Genomic DNA, 1086 nt, shown 5'->3' with positions numbered 1-1086 from the left:
TTAGGGAGACGCTGCATAAATAGCCAACCGCCCGCAGCCTTGACACACTGGCCCCCTCAATCAGCCACCCTCTTCGTGAGCCTCGTTACGCGCCATGCAGAAGACCTTCTCCGAACTCGAATACACCGGCAAGAAAAAGCAAACCCGACGAGATCGCTTCCTGGCGGATATCGAACAGTTGGTGCCCTGGGTACAGCTGGAAGCTCAAGTGGCGCCGTTCTACGGTGACACAACCGGCAAGCGCGGACGCCCTTCGATTGGGTTGTCGCGCATGCTGCGCATGTATGTCGTGCAGCAGTGTTTCGGTTTCTCCGATGAGGGCACCGAAGATGCCGTCTACGACAGCCAAGCCATTCGTGGCTTTATGGGTATTGACCTGGGCCGCGAGTCGGCACCGGACGCCACCACCTTGCTGCGTTTTCGCCGCTTGCTGGAAACCCATCATCTGACGCGGGTGCTGTTTGAAACGATCAACCAGCATCTGGCCAGTCGTGGCCTGCTGCTCAAGGAAGGCACCATCGTCGATGCCACCCTGATTGCCGCCCCGCCCTCGGTCAAGAACCGAGAAGGCAAGCGCGATCCTGAGATGCATCAGGCCAAGAAAGGCAATCAGTGGCACTTCGGGATGAAGTGCCACATTGGCGTCGACGCAACGTCGGGGCTGGTACACAGCCTGGTAGGAACGGCGGCCAACGTGGCCGATGTCACCCAAGTCGACAAGCTGCTGCACGGTGCCGAAACCTATGTTTCGGGAGACGCTGGATACACCGGTGCTGCCAAGCGACCGGAGCATGCTGAACGTGACGTTATCTGGTCGATTGCGGCGCGGCCAAGCAGCTACCAGCATCACGGCAAAGACAGTGTGCTGTTCCGGGTCAAGCGCAAGATCGAATACGCCAAGACGCAACTGCGCGCAAAGGTAGAGCATCCGTTCCAAGTGATCAAAGTGCGTTTCAATCATCGCAAGGTGCGTTGCCGCGGGCTGGAAAAGAACACGGCGCAGTTATTCAGCCTGTTCGGATTGGCCAATCTGATGCTGGCCAAGAGGTATTTGCAACGCGCGGCGGGATAAATCCGTCTGAAAGG

Annotated in this window: 1 protein-coding gene; it reads left to right on the top strand. The window is 58.3% G+C overall.

Annotated features, from left to right (window positions below; translation table 11 throughout):
• The first annotated feature begins 94 nt into the window (after positions 1-94).
• Positions 95-1072 (top strand): IS5 family transposase, encoded by a 978-nt coding sequence (locus ACI77D_RS29295; protein WP_407018098.1) that lies wholly within the window; start codon positions 95-97, stop codon positions 1070-1072.
• Positions 1073-1086: the final 14 nt, after the last annotated feature.

Origin of the sequence: Pseudomonas sp. O39, assembly GCF_045447295.1 — a bacterium.
GTDB classification, from domain to species: domain Bacteria; phylum Pseudomonadota; class Gammaproteobacteria; order Pseudomonadales; family Pseudomonadaceae; genus Aquipseudomonas; species Aquipseudomonas antarctica_A.
The sequence above is the reverse complement of the archived record's forward strand: the minus strand, read 5'-3'. Positions and strand labels throughout refer to the sequence as shown.